At 48.6% G+C, this 19,014-nt stretch carries 17 protein-coding genes; 4 read left to right on the top strand and 13 right to left on the bottom strand.

Annotation, left to right across the window (positions count from 1 at the left end; translation table 11 throughout):
* Positions 1–280: 280 nt before the first annotated feature.
* From fabF to yceD, 8 genes are all read right to left on the bottom strand, one after another.
* Complete coding sequence (gene fabF / locus R0134_RS07305; RefSeq protein ID WP_319784138.1) at positions 281–1,522, bottom strand: beta-ketoacyl-ACP synthase II; 1,242 nt, start codon at positions 1,520–1,522, stop codon at positions 281–283.
* A 74-nt stretch (positions 1,523–1,596) separates the two neighbouring features.
* Positions 1,597–1,833 carry an acyl carrier protein gene (acpP, locus tag R0134_RS07300; protein ID WP_086963052.1) on the bottom strand — a complete coding sequence of 79 codons (237 nt, stop codon included), beginning with the start codon at positions 1,831–1,833 and terminating at the stop codon, positions 1,597–1,599.
* 158 nt (positions 1,834–1,991) lie between these two features.
* Entirely contained in the window at positions 1,992–2,726 is a 735-nt protein-coding gene (fabG, locus tag R0134_RS07295) for a 3-oxoacyl-ACP reductase FabG (RefSeq protein WP_319784136.1), read from the bottom strand.
* 130 nt (positions 2,727–2,856) lie between these two features.
* The gene (fabD, locus tag R0134_RS07290) at positions 2,857–3,816 is read right to left on the bottom strand and encodes an ACP S-malonyltransferase (protein ID WP_319784135.1); all 960 of its coding nucleotides are present in this window, start codon (positions 3,814–3,816) and stop codon (positions 2,857–2,859) included.
* A gap of 243 nt (positions 3,817–4,059) precedes the next feature.
* Entirely contained in the window at positions 4,060–5,019 is a 960-nt protein-coding gene (locus tag R0134_RS07285; protein ID WP_319784134.1) for a beta-ketoacyl-ACP synthase III, read from the bottom strand.
* Between the two features lie 5 nt (positions 5,020–5,024).
* Positions 5,025–6,035 carry a phosphate acyltransferase PlsX gene (plsX, locus tag R0134_RS07280; protein WP_319784133.1) on the bottom strand — a complete coding sequence of 337 codons (1,011 nt, stop codon included), beginning with the start codon at positions 6,033–6,035 and terminating at the stop codon, positions 5,025–5,027.
* 9 nt (positions 6,036–6,044) lie between these two features.
* Positions 6,045–6,215 carry a 50S ribosomal protein L32 gene (gene rpmF / locus R0134_RS07275; protein WP_319784132.1) on the bottom strand — a complete coding sequence of 57 codons (171 nt, stop codon included), beginning with the start codon at positions 6,213–6,215 and terminating at the stop codon, positions 6,045–6,047.
* A gap of 21 nt (positions 6,216–6,236) precedes the next feature.
* Positions 6,237–6,758, bottom strand: a complete 522-nt coding sequence (gene yceD, locus R0134_RS07270) for a 23S rRNA accumulation protein YceD (protein WP_319784131.1) — start codon at positions 6,756–6,758, stop codon at positions 6,237–6,239.
* A gap of 254 nt (positions 6,759–7,012) precedes the next feature.
* On the opposite strand from yceD, the gene R0134_RS07265 reads away from it, so the two are divergent.
* Complete coding sequence (locus R0134_RS07265; protein WP_319784130.1) at positions 7,013–7,603, top strand: nucleoside triphosphate pyrophosphatase; 591 nt, start codon at positions 7,013–7,015, stop codon at positions 7,601–7,603.
* Positions 7,604–7,816: 213 nt separating this feature from the next.
* Here R0134_RS07265 and R0134_RS07260 read toward each other — a convergent pair whose 3' ends face one another.
* Together R0134_RS07260 and rluC are read right to left on the bottom strand one after the other, a co-directional pair.
* Positions 7,817–8,458 carry an HAD-IA family hydrolase gene (locus R0134_RS07260; RefSeq protein ID WP_319784129.1) on the bottom strand — a complete coding sequence of 214 codons (642 nt, stop codon included), beginning with the start codon at positions 8,456–8,458 and terminating at the stop codon, positions 7,817–7,819.
* A 270-nt stretch (positions 8,459–8,728) separates the two neighbouring features.
* Positions 8,729–9,685: a 23S rRNA pseudouridine(955/2504/2580) synthase RluC gene (gene rluC, locus R0134_RS07255; RefSeq protein WP_319784128.1), complete on the bottom strand. Its 957-nt coding sequence runs from the start codon at positions 9,683–9,685 to the stop codon at positions 8,729–8,731.
* 382 nt (positions 9,686–10,067) lie between these two features.
* Here rluC and rne point away from each other — a divergent pair, with 382 nt between their 5' ends.
* Entirely contained in the window at positions 10,068–13,382 is a 3,315-nt protein-coding gene (rne, locus tag R0134_RS07250) for a ribonuclease E (protein WP_319784127.1), read from the top strand.
* A 169-nt stretch (positions 13,383–13,551) separates the two neighbouring features.
* On the opposite strand, the gene R0134_RS07245 is transcribed toward rne, so the two are convergent.
* Both R0134_RS07245 and R0134_RS07240 read right to left on the bottom strand, forming a co-directional pair.
* Positions 13,552–14,091, bottom strand: a complete 540-nt coding sequence (locus R0134_RS07245; protein ID WP_319782623.1) for an IS630 family transposase — start codon at positions 14,089–14,091, stop codon at positions 13,552–13,554.
* Positions 14,052–14,573, bottom strand: coding sequence for a helix-turn-helix domain-containing protein (locus tag R0134_RS07240; RefSeq protein WP_319782624.1), 522 nt, complete (start codon positions 14,571–14,573; stop codon positions 14,052–14,054). Before R0134_RS07240 ends, R0134_RS07245 begins: the two co-directional genes overlap by 40 nt.
* 825 nt (positions 14,574–15,398) lie before the next feature.
* On the opposite strand from R0134_RS07240, the gene R0134_RS07235 reads away from it, so the two are divergent.
* Together R0134_RS07235 and R0134_RS07230 are read left to right on the top strand one after the other, a co-directional pair.
* Positions 15,399–16,313, top strand: a complete 915-nt coding sequence (locus R0134_RS07235; protein ID WP_319784126.1) for a LysR substrate-binding domain-containing protein — start codon at positions 15,399–15,401, stop codon at positions 16,311–16,313.
* 272 nt (positions 16,314–16,585) lie between these two features.
* Positions 16,586–17,413 carry a CmcJ/NvfI family oxidoreductase gene (locus tag R0134_RS07230; RefSeq protein WP_319784125.1) on the top strand — a complete coding sequence of 276 codons (828 nt, stop codon included), beginning with the start codon at positions 16,586–16,588 and terminating at the stop codon, positions 17,411–17,413.
* 369 nt (positions 17,414–17,782) lie between these two features.
* Here R0134_RS07230 and R0134_RS07225 read toward each other — a convergent pair whose 3' ends face one another.
* Positions 17,783–18,646: a hypothetical protein gene (locus R0134_RS07225; protein ID WP_319784124.1), complete on the bottom strand. Its 864-nt coding sequence runs from the start codon at positions 18,644–18,646 to the stop codon at positions 17,783–17,785.
* Positions 18,647–19,014: the final 368 nt, after the last annotated feature.

Below are 19,014 nucleotides of genomic sequence, written 5' to 3'. Positions count from 1 at the left end.
ACTCTTTATTACGAGAAGCACGGAACTCACGGAAGAGTTCACAGGCGACAAGTTTTGCTGTGCAAAACCGGCCAGCTGAAGCGGCCTCTACGAGTTTGGTGTTTATCTGACAGCTTACAGCTTCAAGCTTCAAGCTTACTGCGCCCAAAGGACCCTATTTTTCTGTGACTCTCGCAACAAGGAAGCGTGGCAAAGAAGATCTTTATCCGTTATGCCACTCTACTTAACGCCTATAAAAAAGCCCGGCGCTGGGCCGGGCTTAAAGATGGCCAAGGAGCCATTATATGCGTTTAAAAATCAATGAGCCATTCGTGCCACCAAACCCGAAGGAGTTGGATAAGGCATAGTCAAATTGACCTTGTTTCGCGGTGTGCGCAACCAAGTCCAAATCGCACTCATCATCTGGATTATCCAAGTTGATGGTGGGGGGTGCAATTTGGTCGCGCAACGCCAGCACACTAAAGATGGCTTCAATGGCACCGGCGGCACCTAATAGGTGACCGGTCATCGATTTGGTGGAGCTGATCATTAATTTATTAGCATGATCACCAAACACCTGTTTCATGCCACGCAACTCGGCCACATCGCCTAATGGCGTTGAGGTACCGTGCGCATTCACGTAACCGATAGCACTCGGCGCTATGCCTGCATCTTTAATGGCATTGGCCATGGCTTTCGCTCCGCCGCAACCAGCAGCAGGAGGAGCCGTCATATGATGGGCATCGCCGCTCATACCAAAACCGACTAATTCGGCATAAATTTTGGCACCGCGCGCTTTCGCGTGCTCGTACTCTTCCAGCATCATCACACCGGCGCCGTCACCCAGCACAAAACCATCACGGTTTTTGTCCCAAGGACGACTGGCTTTTTGTGGCTCGTCGTTACGCGTAGAAAGCGCACGCGCCGCCGCAAAGCCGCCCATACCTAGAGTGGTAGAGGCTTTTTCGGTGCCGCCAGCCAACATGGCATCGGCGTCACCGTAAGCAATCATACGCGCCGCCAGCCCTATGCTGTGCGTGCCTGTGGTACAGGCGGTAGTGACTGCGATATTTGGGCCGCGTAAGCCATTCATGATCGATAAGTGGCCAGACACCATGTTGATGATGGTGGAAGGCACAAAAAACGGGCTTAATTTACGCGGACCACTGGCCAGTAAATTGGTGTGGTTAGACTCTATTAAGCCAAGACCACCAATACCTGAACCAACGGATACACCAACGCGATCTGCATTGGCGTCTGTAATGTCGAGTCCGGAGTCGGCCATTGCCTGTAAACCGGCTGCCACGCCATATTGGATGAACAAGTCCATCTTGCGGGCTTCTTTCTTCGCGATACCATGATCTTCGGGATCGAAGTCCTTGACCAGGCCTGCAAATTTGGTGCTGTAATCGGTAGTATCAAAGTGTTCGATATTGCTGATGCCACTTTGACCTGCCAACAAGGCCTGCCAGCTGGCATCAACCGTGTTACCGACAGGAGATAGCATACCGAGGCCAGTCACCACGACTCTGCGTTTGGACACAGGAGCGTCTCCGAATGGGGGGTTAAAACGGGGAAAGAGCCGAAGTGGCAAACTGCCACTTCGGCGCAGAGATATTACTCTTGATTCGCGTTGATGTAATCAACAGCCGCTTTAACGGTGGTGATTTTCTCAGCTTCTTCATCAGGAATTTCAGTATCGAATTCTTCTTCCAACGCCATTACTAACTCAACGGTGTCCAGAGAATCGGCACCCAAGTCATCAACGAAAGAAGCTTCAGATTTAACTTCTTCTTCTTTAACGCCCAGTTGCTCGATGATGATTTTTTTTACGCGTTCTTCGATGTTGCTCATAACCAGTATTATCCTTTAGAAATACGCAAGTGCGTGTCGTTGCGGTAGTGTATTAAATTAGCCGTCGTTTGCAAGACTATTTAGGGCTGGTCTAACCAGAATTCATGCCTAAAATGCTGCATTATCCACCAAACAGCCGCCAACTGCGGACATTTTCATCACACCATGTACATGCCGCCATTTACGTGCAGCGTTTCACCCGTAATATAAGCAGCGTCTTCTGAAGCTAAAAAAGCCACAGCAGAAGCAATTTCTTTGGGGTTACCCAAACGTTGTGCCGGCACTTGTGACAAGATCCCAGCTTTTTGTTCGTCGTTTAATGCCTGAGTCATGTCGGTTTCAATAAAGCCCGGTGACACCACGTTCACGGTTACACCGCGCGAGGCCACTTCACGACCCAATGACTTACTAAAGCCAATTAAGCCGGCTTTGGCCGCCGCGTAGTTTGCCTGACCCGCATTGCCCATTGTACCCACTACCGAGCCAATGGAGATGATGCGACCATGGCGCTTTTTCATCATGCCGCGCAACACAGCCTTAGACAGACGGAACACGGAAGTCAGGTTCGTATCTATTATATCCTGCCACTCGTCGTCTTTCATGCGCATTAATAAATTATCGCGCGTGATGCCAGCATTATTCACTAATACGTCAATATCGCCGAAACGTTCTTTCACGGTGGCTAAAAACTGCTCCAAAGAGGCCGAGTCGGTCACGTTCAATACTAAACCCGCGCCCTGCTCGCCCAAATAGGCGCTAATGGCCTCGGCGCCTTTTTCACTGGTGGCAGTACCAATCACGGTGGCACCGCGGGCAACAAACAGCTCAGCCGTTGCGCGGCCAATACCGCGACTCGCGCCCGTGATCAGCACTACTTTACCGGAAAAACTCATAATGACTCCTTCAGTTATTACTAAGGCCGATGTGACATAGGCTCAAGCAGCTTAGCTGTCCTTAACCGCGTAGAAAACCGTCCTTGGCTTTCTCCTTGACCTCAACACCACACCGGCCTTTCTGTATTTTTTAAACGACGAAAGCCGCTGCTGATTGCGCAGCCACTGCAGCCAATGCTTGCTCAAGGCCGGCTTGGTCGTTCACCGCCAGTCCTTCTACGCGCTTATCAATACGCTTAGTAAGACCAGACAATACCTTGCCCGGGCCCATTTCCAGTGCCAAGGTCACACCCAGCACCACCATGACTTCCACGGTTTCGGTCCAGCGTACTGGGCTATAGAGCTGGCGTACCAAGGCATCTTTAATGGCGGCGGCATTGCTTTCTTGGCTCACATCCACGTTATTAATCACCGGCACTACTGGCTCATTAAAGGTCATGTCGGCCAAGGTTTGCTCAAGATTTTCTGCAGCCGAGCGCATCAGTGCACAATGAGAAGGCACACTTACCGGTAATGGCAAGGCACGCTTAGCACCGCTTTCTTTCATTAAGATATTGGCGCGCTCCACGGCGGCTTTATTGCCGGCGATTACCACTTGCCCCGGTGAATTAAAGTTCACCGCAGACACCACCTCACCTTGTTCGGCAAGGGCACAGTTGGCAATAATAGTGTCGTTATCTAAACCGATAATCGCAGACATAGCACCTGTGCCCTCTGGCACAGCTTCTTGCATCAGTTGACCGCGTAGCTCTACAAGCTTAACCGCGTCTGTCAGGCTTAATACTTCGGCGCAGACTAAGGCCGAGTATTCACCCAAGCTGTGGCCAGCCATGACATCAGGCATGGCACCGCCCTGCTCACGCCATAAGCGCCATAAAGCAACAGAAGCAGTCAACAAGGCTGGCTGAGTGCGCCACGTTTTATTGAGCTCTTCTGCTGGGCCGTTTAACACTAATTCGGCCACATCATAGCCTAAGGCGTCGGACGCCTCGGCAAAAGTCTGTTTAACGCAGTCATGTTCGGCCAAGACGCCGGCTAACATGCCGACCGTTTGCGAGCCCTGACCGGGAAAGGTAATGGCAAAAGTCATTGTCTGTCCTTTGGTTTAGCACATATGTTTAACACATATTTTTTAACGTATATTATTTAAACACGTTATTAAAAACACATTGTTCAAAACATACTGGTTGAGCAAAGCATGCCGCCGCTCAAGAATGTAAAGTAGTCGGCATGATGCATGTCCCAGCGCTTAAGCGCTGGGATTAAGATCTCGTTCTAACTTAAAACTTGTGTAGCTTAAAGCCAGTGTAGCTAAAACTTGAATCAGGGCAGCTTAAAACCTGATCAAGGCAGAGCCCCAAGCAAAACCACCGCCAAAGGCTTCCAGCAGCACCAAATGGCCCCTCTGAATACGACCATCACGCACCCCTTCATCGAAGGCGATGGGCACACTGGCCGCCGAGGTATTACCGTGGCGATCGAGCGTTAAAATAACATTGTCTAACGACATGCCTAACTTGCGCGCGGTGGCGTTAATAATACGGTAATTTGCCTGATGCGGCACCAACCAGTCCAGCTCAGACTTATCAATATTGTTGGCTTCTAAGGTCTGGGTCACAATTTCGCTCAATCGTGATACCGCCACCTTAAATACGTCATTGCCTTTCATGGTCATATAGGCGCCCATTTCGTCGCCACTGATACCACGAGCACGATGCGGTAATTTCAGCATCTCGGCGTAACGGCCATCGGCGTGCAAATGCGTCGACAGGATGCCGGGCTCTTCGCTTGCGCCAATGATTACCGCGCCGGCACCATCACCAAACAGGATCACGGTACCGCGGTCTACTGGGTCACACATCCGTGACAGCGCATCCGCACCTATCACTAAGATGTGGCGGGCGGCACCGCTTTTAATAAATTGATCCGCCACGCTCAAGGCGTAGCTAAAACCTGCACAGGCCGCAGATAAGTCAAAAGCGGGAATACCCGGCACTTCCAGTAACGCTTGTACTTCACAAGCGGCGGCCGGAAAAGCGTTTTCGCCACTGGTGGTAGCAAGAATGATCATGTCGAGATCAAGGGCGGAAATACCTGCAGCCTCAATGGCGCGCAATGCCGCTTGATGAGACATAGTTGCGATGGTTTCGTCCATGCCGGCAATGCGGCGTTCGCGAATACCGGTTCGCTCCACTATCCAGGTGTCGCTGGTGTCTACCATTTTCTCTAAGTCGGTATTAGTACGTACCGCTTCAGGCAGGTAGCTGCCGGTTCCCAATATTTTACTGTTCATAGGCTTTATCTTGCGTGACTGTCCTGTGGGGCAGTATCGAAACGATGCGCGATGCTCGCAGGCAGGTCATGCTCTATTTCAGATATGGCCTGTAAGATCGCATTGAAGAAGGCAGGTGACCCCGCACTGCCATGGCTTTTCACCACACTGGCGCGTAATCCTATCAGACTTGCACCATTATACTGGTCGGGGTTCAGATGGGAGAGTCGTTTTTTTAACCAAAAGGTCAGCATTTTGCTTAAGAAACCGCGTTTAAGTTTTTGGCCTAATAGTAATCGGGCCACGCCTTCGCTGGTTTTAAGAGCCACATTGCCGACAAATCCGTCACACACTATGACGTCCGCTCGGCCGATAAACAACTCATTGCCTTCGATATAACCGCTGTAATTCAGATCTGCGGTTTGGCTCAAGCGGCTACCGGCCACCCGTACCGCCTCATTACCTTTGTTGGCTTCTGCGCCCACATTCAGTAGGGCAATACGCGGTGACGCTATGCCTAATATGTGCTGGGCGGCCTGCTCTCCCATTAATGCAAACTGCACCAATTGTTCGGCGCTGCAACTAATATTCGCCCCCACATCCAGCAGTAAGGCATAGCCGCCACCACCCTGTGGGAGGCGCGTGATCAGCGCCGGTCTGTCTACGCCAGGCACGGTATTGAGCACTTTCATGGCCATGGCCATTAACGCTCCAGTATTACCGGCACTCACGCAAGCAGAAGCGCGCCCTGATGCTAGAGCATCAAGCGCGTTGCGCATAGAAGAGTCGGTTAGATGACGCAGGGCATAAGCGGCTTTATGGTCATTGCCCACCTGTTGCGTACAAAAGTACGTCTGTACTCTGGGATGTTGGTCTAATTGCAGGCGTGTTAGCCAAGGAGAAAGCTCCGCTTCCAAGCCAAACATCAACAGATTCAGATCAGGTAGAAGCGACAGTGCCTGCGCGGCGGCAGGCACTGTTATTGAGGGGCCAAAATCTCCCCCCATCATATCTAACGCAACGGTAAGCTGCGACAAAGGTTATTATTACTTATTAATAACCTTTACACCGCGGTAAAAACCATCCGCAGTGATGTGATGACGACGATGCAATTCGCCTGTAGTTTTATCTACAGTCAGTGCAGCAGCAGTCAACGAGTCGTGTGAACGACGGCTTCCGCGCACAGCGCGAGATACTTTATTCTTTTGTACGGCCATTTGACCTCACTCCTAAATCAGTTACTTACGTTTTAAGCCTTCCAGAATGGCGAAAGGGTTCGGACGTTCTTCAGCAGTTGGAATGGTACCAAAGCTTTGATCGAATTGACCTTCAGAACAGTGCTCACTTTCATGAACCGGAATCTGGGGCAAGCTGAGAATAAGTTCATCCTCAACCAATTCAACCAAGTCTATTTCACCAGCTTCATCCACTTCGACCGTTTCGTACTCTTCCGGCACATCTGGCGCATCTGCGTTCGCACGCAGCGGCGTGTATGTAAATTCGGATTCTATAGTAGTATCAAACGGCTCATTACATCTTTGGCACTGGAGCGACACAGTCATGCGAGTTTTACCTTGCATAATGCGTAGCCCTTGGGCGTCGGTGCCAAAGTTTAGAGATACGTTGATATCACCATGGATACCTTGGGTTGACTCCGCCAGTCTGGGCATTAGCGACGCAGCATACTCACCTTCATATTGAAGACGATTAAGCGCGCAGCGAGCGGGATCAACCTTATTGGGCAACTTTACCTTTTCCATAAGGCGCGCATGTTATAGATACTCATCATGGGAGTCAAAGAGAAATTCCCTTCAACGGTTAAATAATAGCTAGGAAGTAGCGGTGAGCTTTCAGCCGTACTTTCCAGCCGTGAGAGTCAATTAAAGATGCACATTATGCGCCATACTCAGCGCGAGAAAAAGCCGTGTTCGCCTTTAACTTAGGCCGTAACACCTTAGCCCGGTTCACAAAATGCTAAACTGCCTTACCTTAATCCACTATTGGTCCGCTACTTATGCCTTTTGCCCTGCCGTCACTTATTCTTGCTTCGTCATCCGTCTATCGCCAGCAGCTATTAGCTAAGCTACAACTGCCTTTTAGCTGCCACAGCCCCGACATTGACGAGACCGCCCTGCCCGATGAGCGTGCCGAGGCGTTAGTACTGCGCTTAGCCGAGCAAAAAGCCCGCGCCTTTAGCCATCTTTATCCGCGCAGCCTGATTATTGGATCCGATCAGGTGTGTGTGAGCCAAGGCCAAATCTTGGGCAAGCCACATACCTTGGCCAACGCCCGCGCACAATTATTGGCCGCCAGTGGCCAGCGCATTACCTTTTATACAGGGCTCGCCGTTTATGATGCCGCAAAGCTGCAAATGCGCTCCATGGTGGAGCCGTTTTCTGTGGTGTTTCGTACCTTGAATGAGGCACAAGTGGATCGCTACCTGGAGCGAGAGCCCGCATTGGACTGCGCCGGCGCCTTTAAATGCGAAGGCTTAGGCATCAGCTTATTTGAGCGCATGGAAGGCCGAGACCCCAACGCCCTCGTCGGCCTGCCCTTAATCGCACTGGTCGATCTATTGGCTGAGTGTGGGGTGCAAGTGCCTTAGCCCTGCGGGCAGCTGTACGCTGTAGAGGCCCTTACTTTAGGTAAATAGTAGTAGGTCGGTTTTACGCAGCAAAACGACAAATCTAAAAGCGAGATCCTGAATCCAGTTCAGGAGAACGACTTAGAGCGAGATCCTGACTTTCGTCAGGAAGACGGCCTAAAGACAAACACCGCTCTTTACTTACAGCGTACGGCGCGAAACGTACAACGTCCCTTAAACCCAATCTCGCAATTGACGAATATCGTCAATTAAGGCCAGTGGCTGATGCACGCTTAATTTAATGGAGTCGTGCACGCCGTAGGTCACACCGATACGCGGCATGCCGATGGCTTGGGCCATTTCTAGGTCGTAGCTTGAATCCCCCACCATCACCGCATCCGTGGGGCTGACTTTAAGCTCAGCTAAAATCTGCTCCAACATTAACGGGTGCGGCTTAGACACCGCCTGATCGGCCCCGCGCAAGGCGTGAAAATAACTGCCCAGCTGGGTGTCCGCCAATACGCAGTCCAAACCCACGCGTTGCTTACCCGTAGCCACCGCTAATTGATAGCCACTCGCGTGCAAGCCTTTGATGGTATCCGACGCCCCAGCAAACAAGGGCGATGGCGTTTGATCCAGCTCCAAATAATGACGGCGATAGACGATCAGCAGTTGGGCCGACTGCTCTTCACTGATGGCGCCAAACAAAATCGGAAACGCCTTATATAAGCTTAGGCCGATAATATCGCGCACCGCTTCGCTACTGGGCACCGGTAACAGGCAATCCAGCGCCGCAGCCTGCATGCTAGACACAATGCGCGACACCGAGTCCATGAGCGTGCCATCCCAATCAAAAATCACTAATCGAAACTTCATACTTAACAAACCTCAAGTGTTAACAGCGTCGAGCACTAAACCAACAAAATTCAAACCGAGCCGAAGTCCTCTTCGCTGAAGAGACGGGCACCTACAAAAGACATGCCCTTTGTAGAGGCCGTCTTTAGCTGGCCGGTTTTGCATAGCAAAACGTTACTGAATAAACTGCAAATCAACAGCACCAGTGCCGCGGTGCGCCACCAGCCGGCTAAAGCGGCTTCTACTAAAACCAAACGTTTCGCCGGTTCTGTGTAATTGATTGCTTATAACTTAACGCTTAGTCAGGCGCGTTAATAAGCGCTCCAAGCTAGGCTCTAATGGTGCTTCTAGGGTCATCTGCTCTTCCAATACCGGATGGAAAAAGCGCAACCGACACGCATGCAAAAACAAGCGCTTTAAGCCTAACTGGCGCATTTGCTCATCAAAATCAGGATCACCGTATTTGGTATCACCGGCAATCGGATGCCCCGCATGCAAGGTGTGCACGCGAATTTGATGGGTGCGCCCAGTAATGGGGCTACATTCTACCAAGGTCGCTTGGGTAAACTGCTGCAGGATCTTAAAGCGCGTTTCAGACGGTTTACCTTCTTTGGTATCTACTTTCACTACCCGATCACCCGTGGGCATTTCAAACTTTCGCAGCGGTGCCTTCACGGATCTTTGCTTCGCAGGCCATTCACCACCCACCAAGGCTAAATAATGTTTATCCACGGTTTTTTCACGCAGCTGCTCATGGAGATTGCGCAACATGCTGCGTTTTTTGGCCACTAGCAATAAGCCAGAGGTATCGCGATCCAAACGATGCACCAACTCTAAAAACCGCGCTTGAGGGCGCAGCGCGCGCAGGCCTTCAATCAGGCCATAGCTCAGGCCACTGCCGCCATGCACAGCAAGACCAGAAGGTTTATTGATAACTATTAGTGCATCATCTTCATAGACGATGGCCGCTTCTAAGGGCTGTACTTCGCTGAGCTTGTTGCTTGGCACCGGATCTTCACGCTCCGCAACCCGTACTGGCGGGATGCGCACTATGTCACCGGCCAGCAGTTTGTATTCGGGTTTAATGCGCTTTTTATTAACTCTGACCTCACCTTTGCGCACAATGCGATAAATCATGCTTTTGGGTACACCCTTAAGCTCGGTTCGTAAAAAGTTGTCTATGCGTTGCCCTTCGTACTCAGCATCTATAGTGAGTAGTCGCACGCTGTGTTGTAGTTCTGGTTTCATGGCAATATTCTATCATTAGGAAGTGTGATTGGATGCAGAAAAGGCGTCTTGCTAAGATTACAGTTAAAGTGTGATAATGGCTCAGAATTTCGTGTTAGCCATTTGTTCCATAACGCTCGATAGCAATGCTATTAAGAAGAGTTATCTAGCAAACAGTGGGTAACACAACCTGTATACCTCTAGCACTCCGTTTTATTCGCGACCTTTGGGCTCTCCCTTACCCGTGAAAAACACCTGAAAAAGCGCCTCAAGCGTACCCAGCCGGGAGGCTGTATCTATTGCGCTAACAGACTCGAGGCCGGTGTTCGTCGGAATAACACGGTTAGACTAGGGAAAACACCAACACTGTATAAACAGTAAAAACTTTATAAAAGAGTCATTAATGAAAAGAATGCTAATCAACGCAACCCAAGAAGAAGAGTTGCGCGTCGCCCTAGTAGATGGGCAAAAACTGTACGACCTGGATATTGAAAGTCCAGGCCATGAACAAAAAAAAGCCAACATCTATAAAGGTAAAATTACCCGCGTAGAGCCCAGCCTAGAAGCGGCGTTTGTCGATTACGGTGCTGAGCGTCATGGTTTTTTACCCTTAAAAGAAATTGCGCGTAACTATTTCCCTGCCGGATACAGCTACCAAGGCCGACCCAACATCAAAGAAGTGGTCAAAGAAGGCCAAGAAGTCATCGTACAAATTGATAAAGAAGAGCGCGGCAATAAAGGCGCGGCACTCACGACTTTTATCAGCTTGGCCGGCTCTTACTTGGTATTGATGCCTAACAACCCACGTGCCGGCGGTATTTCTCGTCGTATCGAAGGCGATGAGCGCACCGAGCTTAAAGAAGCCTTGTCTCAGCTTGCCCTGCCCGATGGCATGGGCCTGATTGTGCGCACCGCCGGTGTGGGCAAATCAGCAGAAGAGCTAGAGTGGGACTTGCGCGTACTACAAGGTCACTGGAAAGCGATTCAAGAAGCCTCTGAAGGCGGCCCCGCTCCTTTCTTAATTCACCAAGAAAGTAACGTGATTGTGCGGGCCATTCGCGACTACCTACGCCGTGATATTGGCGAGATTGTGATCGACAATCCCGTTGTCTACGAGCGCGCTAAAAAGCACATTGAGCTAGTACGCCCAGACTCCTTGAAAATCGTGAAGCTGTACGACGGCGACGTGCCGATGTTTAGCCACTACCAGATTGAAAGCCAAATTGAGTCGGCCTTTCAGCGCGAAGTGCGCCTGCCCTCAGGCGGCAGCATCGTTATTGACCCTACCGAAGCCTTAACCAGTATCGATATTAACTCTTCTCGCGCCACCAAAGGCAGCGACATAGAAGAGACAGCACTGAAAACCAACCTAGAAGCGGCCGAAGAAATTGCCCGCCAGTTACGCCTGCGTGACTTAGGTGGCTTAGTGGTAATCGACTTTATCGACATGACGCCCGTGCGCCATCAGCGTGAAGTAGAAAACTGCCTGCGCGATGCCGTACGCCAAGACCGTGCCCGCATTCAATTAGGCCGTATCTCTCGCTTTGGTTTGCTGGAAATGTCCCGTCAGCGTTTGCGCCCTTCTCTCGGTGAGTCCAGCACCCATGTTTGCCCTCGCTGTTTAGGCCAAGGCACCATTCGTGATACCGAGTCACTGGCGCTGGCCATTTTGCGCCTTATTGAAGAAGAAGCGCTCAAAGACAACACCGGTCAAATTCACGGCCAGGTGCCAGTAGACGTAGCCGCTTATCTGCTGAACGAAAAGCGCAAGTCTATCGCCAGCCTAGAGCAGCGTTATAGCGTTGAAATTTATATTATTCCTAACGAGCAGCTGGAAACACCACACTTTAGTGTGGAACGTGTGCGCAGCGGCGAAGAAGAAAGTGTTAGCAGCTACAACCTAAAAACGGATGTGCCCAAGCCGACGTATACGCCCCGTGACAGTCAGTCTGGCTCGCGTATTGAGCAACCTGCATTGCAAGGTTTTACCGCACCCGCTCCAGCGCCCGCTCCGACGCCTAGCGCCGCAGCCCCGGCACCTGCTGCAGCCCCAGCTCCAAGACCTACTGCCGCGCCTGCCGCTGCAGTGGTAACCGGACCTGGCTTGATTAGTCGTGTTTGCAGCGTTGTTAGCAGCTGGTTTAAAGGTAACACGGACGCGCAAGCAACACCTGCAACCGTCACTGACCGCCCCGCCACTACGAATGCCAACAGCAGTGCCGGTAATAACACCAGCACCAGTGCGAGCAACAGCAACGGCGAGCGCAATCAGAGCCGTAACAATAATCGCACGTCGAGCCGTGACCGTAACGATCGCAACGGCAACGACCGTAATGATCGCTCACAGCGCAATACTCGTAATAGCAACACTCGCAAACCACGCGAAGAAGAACGCAACACTGCCGTGCAAGCTGAGTCTAAAGCACCGGTAACCGTTGCCGTACAGGATGAAAATAAAACTGATCGCCCACGCCGTGAACGCAGAAAACCGCGCCGTGACCAGCAACCAGCACCTGCTCAACTTAATGAAGTGGATACTGCGGCAACTGCCGCTACTGCTGCCGCAACAACAGCAGTAACGACCACCGCCGCTGCAACCGCTCCTGAGTCTCAAGAGCAGAACTTGGCCGAACGTCGTCAGCGCCGTCAGCAAAGAAAGCAAGTGCGTATTGGTGGTGAAGAGCCAGCAGCAGTAACACCTGCTGAGACTGAAGCCCAGCCGCAAGCGACTGCCAAGGCAGACGATAACAGCAGCAAAGATCACCACAAACGCAGTGCCATGCCTAAGCGCAAGCGCATCAACGAAGACAGCCGTCGTCGTCGTCGCGAAGACAGCATAGCCGCGTTAATTGCCTCTCAAGGTGAAGACAAGTGGATTGCGACCGAAGAAGCACTGGCCGCAGCACAACCTGTGCCGCAAGAAGCCAAAGCTCAGCCAACGCCAGCAGTAAGTGAACAGCCGGTAGCTAAGCAAGAAGCGCCTAAGCAAGAGGCTCCTAAGCCAGAAGCAGCGAAAGTAGAAACTCAAGTTGCCCCTGAAGCTGCAGCGCCAGTAGCTGCAAAAGTGGAAACTCAGGTTGAGCCAAAAGCCGCCGAGCCAGTTGCAGCCGCCCGCCCTGTTGAAGAGCAAAAGGTTGAAGAGCAAAAGGTTGAAGAGCAAAAAGCAGCAGAGCCAAAGGTTGTAGAGCCGAAAGCTGAGGAGCAGCCTGTAGTTAAAGCTGAACCAGTTAAAGCGGAGCAAGTTCAAGCTGAACCTGTAGCACCTGCAGTAGCAGAGCCAGCGCCGACTCAACAGCCAGTAGCAATTCAGCCCGAGCCAGTAGCAGCCGCGCCGGTTGCACCAACGCCAAGCGAGCCTGCCGTTGTTGCTCCTCAGCATAAAGCTGAACCAGTAGCCGCTCCTCAGCCAAAAGTTGAGCCGGCAGTAGCTAGCCAGCCCGCGGCGAAGCCTGAAGCTGCTCCTCAGCCTAAAGCTGAACCAGTAGCTGCGCAGCCAGAAGCAAAAGCAGCGCCAAAGGCCGCCGGTTTATACCGTCGCTCACGCCAAGCCTCTGCGCCCATGGTGAAGCCAGAAGTGGTTGCGCCAGTGCCATACGTAAAGCCTGAGTACCCTCAGCAGCTGCCACGCGAAAACGTCGCTACTAGCGGACGTCACGCAGGCAGCACTGCGGCACAGAACAAAGCATCGGCCCCCATGGCGAAGCCAGAAAGTCATTAATCATTAATGACCGCAATTAAAAAAGGCTCCTTCGGGAGCCTTTTTATTTGGGTGGGATTTAGCTAAGTAAAACCGCATAACAGGTGTGGAAACACAATTCTCAGCGCTAACGCTGCTGGGTCACAAGGATGAACACTTCCATAGAAGTTATGCGCCATTACTTAAGTAATCACGCATAACTTATGTGGAAGTCATTACCCACTCCCTTGAATAGCGTTGATACTTCATTCACTAACTTGTCTTTCTTCCAAGAGGTAAAGCTTCGCCAGTGATATTTAGCTTGCTTCCACAATATCTCGATCAAGTTCAATTCCGGGCTGTATGGGGGGAGATAAAGCAGTACAAACTGATGATCATACAGCCACTTATCTCGCATCGAGGGGGCGATAAAATGATGGATTGACGCATTGTCCACGACCACAATCGTCAATTTATCCTGGCAGGAAGATTGCGCCAACTTATCTAAAAAGGGTACCACGTGTTGCCGTTTCACTGAGTGTTCAAAAAGTTCAAAATGCAGCTTACCGGTAGCATAGTTCAGTGCGCCAATCACATTCACACGCTTACGGCTTGCACTGGCATCAGCGAGATGAGTGACACCGAGTGGTGCCCAGGCCCGCTGTACATTCGGTACGCAGGAGAAGCCACTTTCATCGCAGTAAAGAAGTTCTATTTTGTCTGCTTTGGCCCTTCCTTGGAGTCTTGCCAAGCGGCCTTTTGCTTCCTGGAAGGCTGCTTCGTCTCTTTTTTTTCGAGGCTGAGCCGGGTTCGTTTGAAAGATAGCTTTCTGGCTCTTAGTCCAACCGAAAGGCGGTCCAAACTGAATGAAGGGGCATCAGGATATTGGTCGCGAACGCGGACAGCTATCTTAGCCAGCGTCAGTGGCTCAGAGCGGGCAATATCTGCAGCCATATCCAACATTTCAGCTGTCAACTTGGGCGGTCGGCCGCCTTTATGCCCAGTCAAAATGCCGACCAATCCCGTAGTTCTCCAGCCTTTTGTCCAGTTGTAGATCGGTTGATCGCTTATCCGAAACATCTGGGCAATCTGGACAACCGTAGAGCCATCATTCAGCGCGAGCAGTGCGAGAGCCCTTCGTCTGAAATCTGGGAAAGGATGGTGTTTTGACATCTCTTTCAGAGTGATAGTTTCTTCGGCTGTTAGTGGTTGTCCTAATAAGTGTCGCTTCATATCTGGGCCCACAAAATGGCATCTATAATGACAGTGTAGATCCACATGAGTTACGCGGCATTACTTATGTGGTTCACCATAACTGCGGTGGATATTACTGTTGGCGTGATAAATAATTTAACCCTTAGCACTATTTTGCCACGATTAATTGCTACAAGAAGCACTGAACGTACGGATAAGAGCTAGCTCAAGAGCGACAAGAGCAAAGGCTCTTGATTTGTAAGACCTTACTTTGTGAACACCATTTTTGTTCTATAGAAAATTTCGGCAGCCCCTGTAGCCGCCAATTTATTAGGCGGGCCAGCGTAGCTGGATAGTTTTAGAGCCAAACCTAAAGCCAAACTCCAAACCGTGCTGAATAAATTTGCACCTACAAGGTCAAAACCAAGCGCTAAGACAGTAGCGAAGGAGTCTTGAATCTTTAAGAGCCCGTAACGACAAAATCCACGTTAGTTCCGCAGCATTACTTAACGCTTAAATAATAGGAAAATATTGATTGGCTACTTTTTTGCGTTACTTTGCAAAAAAAGAGACAAACTGTATTTTTCCTAATTGATTTACCTTGTTATATGTTGATTGAATAGCAAACACATAACGATTAAAAAATATAACTGATCAAGGCGTAGAATGAGTAGAGATAACAACGAACCGCCACTTTGTCACCAACCTTGATTTTGAGTGTTTTAGACCAATTTGAGCAACTGTCCTGACATATTTACCTAAGCCTCTAGTTAAATTGTAGTGTTGCAATAATAACGTCTTGCTAAACACCAACAAGCAAATGACAATGACTTAACTTACCCCCATAGCAAAGAAAACATTTGTATGAAAACACCTAAGCACCTTAATGCACTAAGAGCCTTTGAAGCGACAGCCCGATTAGGTAGCTTTAAAGCCGCAGCTGATGAAATAGGTGTCACCCCTGAAGCTATTGGGCAATTAGTTCGCACATTAGAATCTTACTTTTGCATACAGCTTTTCATACGTAATAAAGGTGGGAAAAGGCTTACAGCAACCCAAGAAACACTCAATGTACTGCCAAGCTTGAGTGAAGCATTTAGGTGTTTATCAAGTGTTACTGATAGATTAAAAGATTTGTCAAAATCGGGAGCTTTAACTATTAGCACTTCCCCATCTATTACTTCTAAGTGGTTAGTACCTATTTTACCTAAGTTTTTGAATGACGAGTCTGATATAGACGTTAAATTAGATATAACAAACCGCCTGCTCGATTTAACTACAGGTGAATTTGATATTGTCATTCGATACGCTAAAAAAGCAGAGGATTGGTCAAATTTTAATGTTATTTCATTAGCTGAGGACGAAAAGCTTCTAGCTGTTTGTTGCCCTAGCTTATTAAAAGCACACCCAGAAATCGCCAAAATTTCAGGCTTACTTAAGCAAACTTTAATTCGCGATATAACCATGGAAAATTCAAGTTATCCTAACTGGCGAGAATGGTTAAATAAAGCGGGGGTTACCGAATTTGATAATACTAACTTTTTAGAGGTAAACGCATCCTTAGTTGCAATAGAAATGGCAAAACTTAGTCAAGGTGTTGCACTTGTGCGTGAGCACCTTGTGCATAGCGAAATAGCTGCAGGGAATTTAATAAACCTTTACCCTAATAACCTTCTATCAACAAATTGGGGTTATTACATTATTACCCCGCTAAATCCTAGAACCCAAGTTCAAATTTTTTCTAACTGGCTTGAAAAAGAATTAAAGTTATTGTTGTAAAAGGCTGTGTAATTAACCGCAAGCATTTTTTATTTTACATTGTACAAATAATTGCTGCTATCGTACTGCCTGCAACGCGTGTAGCTATACCCGTATATTTACTACTTGCCCCATCAAAGATAGTCTATTCCGGTTAGTTTTTTGTTTTCATACAAACATTTTCTTCTGTTGCACAGAAGTTATCATGCTTTGCTGAAGTTTATTTAACTAGGTAGGATCAACATATTAAGGTGACACAAAACCAGTTACAGCATAAAAGGACAACTCTTAAGATGACGACAACATCCTCAACAATGAAAACATCTGGCCAAATCGAATCTGAACTTAATTATATTAAGCCAGACAGTACTCTCGCTCCTGAAGTTTTTTACTCTGGTGGAGCGGCACCACAAAAATACAATGATGCTTATGCTTTTATGCCAGCTACTATTGATGATGCGCGTAGTTCACAAGAGGTATTTTCAGTTCACAAACAAGGCTTTCAATTAGTTACAGCCCCGACAAAACATAAAGACTTTACAGACGAAAAAGCTATTGAAGCTAGTTATTATGACGAAGTGATTGCGATTATTAAAGAAGCCACCGGTGTGAAAGATGTTTTTGTTTTTGATCATACTGTAAGGCGTGGCTCTGCAGATAGCAGCCGTAAACCAGCGCATCATGTTCATAATGATTATACTGAGCAGACGGCTCAGTCTCGTGCACAAGAGCGCATTGGAGTGGAGCAGTTTGCTAAACTCAAAGGTCGTCGAATGATCCAGATTAATGTTTGGCGTCCCTTGGTGGATATTGTAAAGCGCTCACCTTTAGCATTTTGTAATGCAGCTAGTGTTAATCAAAAAGATTTACTGCTATCCAAAATTCACTTTCCAGATACAGATCATGTTGGTGAAATATATGCATTGCGTAAAGCTGCTGAGCAGAAGTGGGTCTATTTTTCAGAAATGAATCACGATGAAGTTGTTCTTATTAAAGGCTTCGACTCCGTGAAAGAGGGTGTAGCTCGGTTCACACCGCACACGGCTTTTGAATACCCGGATCAAGATCCAAATGTTGGCGCAAGAGCGAGTATCGAAGTACGTACATTTGCTTTTTATTAAAACAAGAAAAAGTAGCAACACCTACTTAACTTATTACTATTGACTTAGGTTGTGAAGGAGTTAATAGCTGTTTAGTATAAGTGTTTTTTGTATTAAAATAACTATGTAGTAAAAACATAGAATGAAATAAAGCTTAATTATAGCCATTTCAGCTAAAAATAGGTGGCTTGTTAAAAGCCGCCTATTTAGCTTTAGTGTTAACTCAACCAAGTAATAAGTTTTTCTTTTAACGTTTGCGGTTTAATTGGTTTGGTAATGTAGTCGTTCATACCTGCGGCTAAACACTGAGGAATCCCAGTGAGCACAGCGAACGACTTAATGTTTTTGTTATGTATTTTTACTGATTTTCTTGGAGTACTCGCCAACGGCTCATACACTCTCCATCGCCATACTCAATGATGACTGATCAACTCCGTGTCGATACCACTCGTAGCGCGGTTTACCTCCAGCATTATCGACATTTGGTGCGCCACGGCCAGCTTTCAAATCTTTTAGATTAAGGGTGCGCATTTCAACGCTAAAACGTGCTAACTTGGTCGTGTTGGGCACACTAGCATGTAAATGAGCACTGGAAAAACATAGAATATCACCTGGCTCTATCACTATTTTTACCGCCTTGCTTTCATCCACTGGCCGCAATAACTGAGGTGTAGGAGAGTAGCTTACCGCGACACCTTCAGGCGTTTCGCGGCGCGCAGCAAGATATTCTTTAAAGCTCCACTCCGAGGTATCGTTAATGGTTGGATGATCCCAGTGGTAAGGGTAAAAGGCAATACTCCGTTCATCTTCTATCTTATAAATAGGTGCCCACCAATTGGTCTGCGCTTGTATATTGCTTCCCCATGTATCACGATGATGCCCAACTACGGTACGCAGACCCTCCGTAAAGGCCTTTTCGGCCGATACTACTCGCATAGCAAAGTAATCATAATAGGTCAAATCTAGCGCTAAACCTGCTTCCTGCAACGCATGAAAAAATATCGCCTTAGCTTTATCGTCAGCTTGAATTCTTTTCTGTGTATCGGCAACAAATCTTCGATAATCCTGCTCACTTAAATGGTACTGAGCTTGCTCTGGATACAGGCCACTCAAGGATTCTGATAATAGCTGATCGGTGTATTGGCATAATTCCAACATTGCTGGCAGTTGTTGAAAAACAATCAAGTCGCCTGCAAAGATGATCTTTGATCTTTGTTCATCTGTCATTCCACTATCGGTTTGAATAATATTCATAACTTCGCCTGTAAATATATAATTTCATTTCATCACTCATTTCTTTTGCGTCGCAGAAAAAACTAACAAGACATCCATATTAAAAGAGCCTCAATAGTAACCTTTTGAACGAAAAATATAAGCGGGTGACTCTCTTCTGTATTGAAAAAGTCTGGAAACAGCTTAACAACTGCGGGGCGGTGACTGATTTTAAAGCCACAGGTAAGAAATAAGCTCCCATCGGACAGCTCTGGCTCACTCTTGCTGGAGAGTAACAAAGAGAGCTTGAAAATAAGACCTGTTTGAGGTCAGATAGTCCAATGTTGGCAGCTGCTGGCATGGACAACACGTTGCATGCCTAAATTTTCACAGTAATGCGTAAGCTCAGA

Source organism: Oceanisphaera sp. IT1-181 (genome assembly GCF_033807535.1).
In the GTDB taxonomy this organism is placed as follows: domain Bacteria; phylum Pseudomonadota; class Gammaproteobacteria; order Enterobacterales; family Aeromonadaceae; genus Oceanimonas.
Note: the sequence above shows the minus strand (reverse complement) of the source record. Positions and strands in the feature narration are given on the sequence as shown.